This is a genomic window from Pseudomonadota bacterium, from assembly GCA_018823285.1.
Lineage (GTDB): Bacteria > Desulfobacterota > Desulfobulbia > Desulfobulbales > JAGXFP01 > JAHJIQ01.
The window spans coordinates 1-6,166 of record JAHJIQ010000044.1 but is presented as its reverse complement, the minus strand read 5'-3'; the positions used below and the strand labels follow the sequence as shown (position 1 = coordinate 6,166).

General features: G+C 51.4%; 3 protein-coding genes. All 3 read right to left on the bottom strand.

The genetic code is table 11. From position 1 onward, the window contains the following. Window positions 1-4,494, bottom strand: a 4,494-nt coding sequence (locus KKG35_10465) for a hypothetical protein (protein ID MBU1738551.1), incomplete at its 3' end; no start/stop codon positions are given. A gap of 353 nt (window positions 4,495-4,847) precedes the next feature. Continuing rightward, window positions 4,848-5,507, bottom strand: a complete 660-nt coding sequence (locus KKG35_10460; protein MBU1738550.1) for a DUF2202 domain-containing protein — start codon at window positions 5,505-5,507, stop codon at window positions 4,848-4,850. Window positions 5,508-5,716: 209 nt separating this feature from the next. Then, a partial coding sequence (locus tag KKG35_10455) for a sigma-54-dependent Fis family transcriptional regulator (GenBank protein MBU1738549.1) occupies window positions 5,717-6,166 on the bottom strand: 450 nt, incomplete at its 5' end.

The window sequence follows — 6,166 nt, the reverse complement described above, 5'->3', positions numbered from 1 at the left end:
GTGCCAGATGGCATACATCTTGGAACCGTCAGAGGTGGCACGAAGCTGGCATTCACCTTGTTCTTCCTCGCCATGGGCCAGGAAGTCGTACCGCCATACTATTTCGCCCTGTTCCCAGTTTTCGGAATTGCCTTCCGGATTGACATTCCAGGGGATTTTCAGGAAGGTGTCGCCATAGTTTTCTGAACGCGTATAGTAGACATCCTTTGGTGGAGCTTCCGGAGTGATCTCTTCGCCACCCGTGGAAGTTACGTTGCTATTTGCGCCCCAGGCAATGAAGAAGACATTGTTCTGGTAGGTATCTTCCACAAACTCCATCTCCGGCAAGGCAGAATCACGCCCATCGAGGGGTCTGACCGGTGGGGTCGCCCCGACTCGCGGATCTCCGGATGTCTGCTTGTTGTTCGGGAAGCTCGAGATGTTTCTTGCTGGTTCGAATGCACCGGCAGCATATGGAGTGCCGGTAACTACACACTCAGGATCATCCGGGGCACACCAGTCAACACAGTCGGGATCAATTCCGGCCGGTGGGGTGTTGCCTGAACCGTCTTCGTCGGGGACAGTCGGGTCACTCCGCCATTCCGGGCAGATATTGACACCGTTTCCTGCCGGATTGGTTGTCCAGGTCTGACCGCCGTCAAATGATTTTCTGATGTAAAAGTTGTAGCGGTCATGACCATTACGGCCTGCCGCCCAGTTTGGCGAAAAGGCATACGCGGCCAGCAGAAAATCTCCACGAATGAAGCCGCGATGACTCCTGGCATTGGAGTACATGCCGGAGATTCCGGGGGTTAATCCGTCGATGGCACCAAATGATTCATCCCCCAGGTTGTATGGGTTCTGGTTCCACATCAGGACCTTTTCGGTACCATACATATCGTCGGTCGGGTCCTCTGGGGTGTCATCTTCAGGCCCTGCATCCACAGAGTAGAGAATGTCGGAACTAGTCAGGTTGATATGATCCCGGCGCAGATACCCGTTATTCGGGTCAGTGAATGTGCCACCGCAGAGACGGTCGCCATAAGCCTCACCCCAGGCGTTGCAGTTGTATCCGACAACACCGTCTCCGGGACAGCCAGGCAGGCTGAAGGTCTGGTCGAGATATGAGTTGCATTCAAAATTAGCGAATTTGTATGGATTGCCGGTGTCACCAGCGGGTTTGACGACGCGACGGATAAAAACATCCGCAGGGCGTCCCTGGCCTTCCTGACCTTGCTTGTAGATAATCGCGCCAAGGGTCCCGGTGGTCCCTCCATCAGCTTGCATCCGCCCTGTCGATTGAACCAGAAAACGTGTCCGTCTGGCGATCTCGGTGCGATATTGCAGAAGCAGGTTCGGATCAGGGTTCCCTTCGGCGTTATCAAAATAGATCGGTATCGGTTGGCCCGCTTCACAGGTGCAGGTCGGGTTGTCGATCTCGTCGCAGTAGTTCGGGTATAGTCCACCGCAGAGGGCCGGCAGATTGATGATGTGCCCTGCACTTATCAGATCCGGCTGAGTGTAATCAAAGCTGTGATAAATGACGTTCTTGCCCATATCCTGCTTAACCGGTTTGTCGGCACCGCTGTCTTCATTGACTTCGGCAATTGTCAGAGGATCCACGTCATGACTATCTGCCAGGGTTTCTCCCATACCTTTGGTTTCTTCATAAGAAATCAGGGCCCAGGCACTCTTGGTCCCGTCTGGCTTCGTATAAGGCTGGAGTGAAATGTTCGCCCGGGAGGCACTGACGTCGCCATCAAGGAGCCGCCCATCCGAAGTGATACATACCGTCTTATCTGCATCAGCAGAATTCAGGAAATGATACCACCTTTCATGATTAGCGGTACCTGGCAGTGCTTCCAGAACATCCAGATTGCTTCCTGTCGTATCGCAAAGATCCAGCTTGTCCCAGTAATAACTGTAGAGGTCGTCGGTTTTGGCGAGATAGGCATAGCGCTTGGTTCCGGTGGCATTGCCATGTTCAACCGTAAGAGGGTCAACAGGGACATAGCTGCCGTCAACAACGAGTGGCAGGCCTCCGCTATCCAGCTCTACTTTCAGGGTGTCGGTGTTCACCATGTCGTTGTCAGAGAGTCTGACCGGCAACGAAAAGGGGACCATGGCCTTTGGCCGGCCGATGCCCGGACGTTCCTCGTCCGGAGTACCTCCGGGGATAAAGTTCTCATCGATCATGGCGAAATTATCGGGGGTTATATATGAGTACCAGATATCGGTCTTGTGGTTGGAAATCGCGCCGCTCCATCCTTCTCCCGGCCCTTTACCTTTACCGGGTCGTAACCCCTTGGGATCTTCCTGCCAGACAATAGCAAAACCGGCCCCGCGGGTACCTCCCATCATCGGGATAAAAGCGTCGCGGCGGCCTGAAGTAAGTCTTTCCGGTTTAAACCAGACGATTTCGCCAACTTCCAGAGTTTCAATCTCGGGAGTCGCCGGATCGTCCTGATATAACGAGGCATAGTTGCCGGAATCTATATCGGCCTGGGTCAGAATCACTCCCCGGGCTGCCCACAGACAGCTGTATGGAATTTCACCTATACCCAAATCGGCGACATCATCGACTTCGTCGTAGTTCACTGATCCCTGGTGTCCGCTGACGCCCCAGATGTCGTTGACATAATAGGCATCATCATATGGATAATCAGGCTCGCAGACCTCGGTGCCCTGCTCGGCATCACCGCGACAGACAATTTGGCAGCCTGTTTCCGGTGTCTCTACCTCAGGGGTGTCGGGATTGTCGCAGGTGGTGATGGAGTAGCGGGGATTGCCGCCACGACAGAATGGTGATACCCAGGAAACCAGAATCATGTTGTCGATAATCTTCAACTGCGGTTTGCGTGAAATTCCAGGGAATGGTTCGCCGGTTTCCAGGTCAAATGAAGACAGATCGGCCATTCTGGAAATATTCATTCTTTTCCAGGTGGCACCGTCATCACGGGAGATTGCTGTGAAAATGTCATCGGAGAAACGATGGGGATCAAAGGCAGTTGTGACGTTGGAGGCATTCAGATCAATACTCTGTTCATAGGTCACCAGTATCGGTTTGGCGATTTCCCGACATTCGATCATGGTGATCACACAGTCCTCCGTTTCACGAGGATCACATTCTGCGGCGGCCGGATCACCTCCAAGACGCCACTCTTCGTACGGCACACCTTCCTCACCCTCATCATATATGCCATTTGCATTTGTATCACAGAAAGACGGGGTGCCGTCTGCTCTCTCACCCGGGAAATAAACTGGCATTATTTCAAGTTTCTGTTGGGTGGCGGCAAGGTCCGCCTCTTTTGACACATTTTTTCGGAAGATGCCGCTGGCGCTGATCCCGGCTTCCAGGTTGGCCTGGGCTTCGGCCGAGGTAACAGCCGAAAGGGTCACGCCACCCACGCCGTTGCAGTTTGCTATGGCAGAATCAGCCAGGGTGTCCACCAGAGCCGAATCAGCAAAATCGATGTTGGTCAGGCCCATGGTTGTGACGACCCCCTGAAAGCAGGCGGCAGTTTCCGGACTGATCACGATGGATCCGGCATCGTGTTTGCCATCGCCGTCAAGGGTTTGCAGGATTTTGGCTACACCGACAACGCTTGAATCGGCGGTGTCTTTACCGCTAAACAAGTCAAGAGGAGAAAGCTTATGGGCTGCCGTGGCGGTGCCGAGAAGAACATTTCCTATATAGAAACTGACGTCTTCTCCAGGAAAGAAAACAAATCCTCCCTGTTTGCCGGTTTCATCGGGACCGGTGGTGCCATTTTGAGTCGGGCCGCTATAGGTGAGTCCCTGGACCGGGCCGTCGATGAACTGGCCACGTTTGGGGTGGGTGATCAGATAATCGAAGTACCAGGAATTCTGGTGATCATTGAGAGGGTATGGTCCGTAACTCCAGGCTCCCAGGCGGTCACCGTAGGCCGAGGCCAGCAGATCGTTATCCTCACAGGCTGCTTCGCAGGCCAAGTTGCAGGTTTCAGCGCAAACCAGATCCTCAAGACAGGTTGCCTGGCAGGTTCCTGCGCAGTCGGCCATGCAGGTGTCGACAAAAGCCTCGGTTTTGATAACCTCGGCATGGACTGCACCGAAGCGTATCCTGTTGTCCTGTCCCCAGCTGAAACCGAGGTCTTCTTTAAGGTCGAGAACAAAAGTGTGCTGAGGAACGCCGGTGTCTTTTTTGTACTCAACCTTCCAGGGAAACTGGCCCGGTTTCGGGTTACCTTTTTTAGTGGTCGGTAGCAGATTGATATCTTCTCCGGCAAAAACGTGGGCCTCCTTAAGCAGCAGACCCTCCAGAGGTGTGATCTGGATGATGAGGTTTTTGGGAGAATTCCAGACCGAGACGGTGCCGATCTGGATCTGACTGCCCCTGGTGACCAGAGGAACATCATATCTGCCGGGACCTCCGTAAGCCTGGGCGAAAGTGGTGATTAACAGAAGCGTCGATAGAAGCAAAAACAGTTGAGCTGAAAATAATCCTGAATACTTGCTGCAGAAAACTTTCATCATATTCCCTCCTCATTTAACCAGCTTTTACAGGGATTTTATTTCTCAGTTTTCATGTGTTTCATTTGAAGATTGGTATGAAGTGAAGGATTTTTAAGGGGGAGGGCGAGATTTCATCGTGATATTTTTTTTCATGGCTCCCTCCGATTTAAGGTTTAGATACCCGAACTCCTCTCGCATGCTTGTAAAGCAACACCCATGCCAGTTCATCATCAAGGAACAAATACCTGCAGTCCGTTGGTGTGAAAGAAAAGTGAAATTGAGAGATTGGGGAGAGCGGGAAGAGAAGTGTTCAGTTTTTGCGCAGGCACGCAAAAACTGAACACTGAGAGAGGTGTCTGGTGAAAGCGTTCTTCTCAGCGGCCGAGAATTTCGTCTACTTCTTCCTGAGTGAGATACTGAGCTTCATAGTTGCCTGCTCCGATAATACTTTCGATATTTCTTACATAAGCACGTAAATGGCTTTTCGAGCCGTCGAGCAGGTTGTTATAACTTCGGATCAACGATTTGTTATCTGTGTAGAGTAACCCGCATTCCCCTAAGTCTATTCCATTATCGGTATCAACGATAACATCGGGGCAGTTGACGATATCGTTCAGGTCAAGTTCTTCAATGAAGGCCCCAACATAGAGGGCTTCCAGCAGGTTTGTTTTCCCCCAGTCTACCAGTTCGGTGAATTTTTCGAGAAAATACCAGCCGTACTCTGCCCCGGTAAACACTCCGACGGTGTCATCGGTGCTTGGATCAGGAATATTGTACTGTGCCAGTTTGTCCCGCATGGATGCAGTGTGGTTTTCCTCGGAGGAGACAATGTTGCTGAAAGTAGCAACATCAGGGTAAAGAGCTCCCAAAGTTATATAGACATCACGGGCCAGTTTTTCCTCTTCTCTCATGAAAATCAGATGAGACGTCTCTCCCCCGTCAAGCTGGCTGCTGGGGGCGGCCAGGGCAGGAATATACACAGCCGGAAGAATCAAAAGCGAAACAACAAGAGAGATGATCGATTTTTTAATCATTTTTCAAATTCTCCATACCAAACGTTTTGAGGCATTTCTGCCGGCATTAAAACGAACTTCCACATTCAGTTCACGTTCGGGAATCGGATTGGTTACATGTATCCATGATATTTTTATTTTAAGACGGCAAAAAGATTATGGAGGACATCGAAGATCTGTATCGGGATTTATTATCAGACAGGAGATGGGGGAAGACGATGAGTGTATGGTTAATGAGAGTCTTTTTCTCTGCGTGATGGTTTGAGATAATAAGAGGAGATTTTTTTGCGGAGGGTATTCGGGCAGATTTGCAGCTGTTTGGCAGTTTTTAGAATATTCCAGCGAGAATTTTCCAGCACCAGGCTGATATGATTTTTTTCGGCACACGCCAGGGAGAAATCGCTGACGGAAGCAGGATGAGATGCAGGAGACTTCCAATGGGTAAAATCCAGATCTTCAAGGGTCAACAGGTTGCGGTGGGTCAGGGCAATTCCGTTGGTCAGTATATTCTCGAGTTCCCGGATGTTGCCTGGCCAGAAGTGCTGGTTGAATTTTTCCAGGACTTCCTTTTCCACGGCGTGGACCTGGTGGCCCAGTTTATGGCTGATTCTTGCCAGCAGGTAACCAACCAGAAAAGGCATGTCTTCCTGACGTTCCCGGAGGGGTGGGAGCTGAAGGTG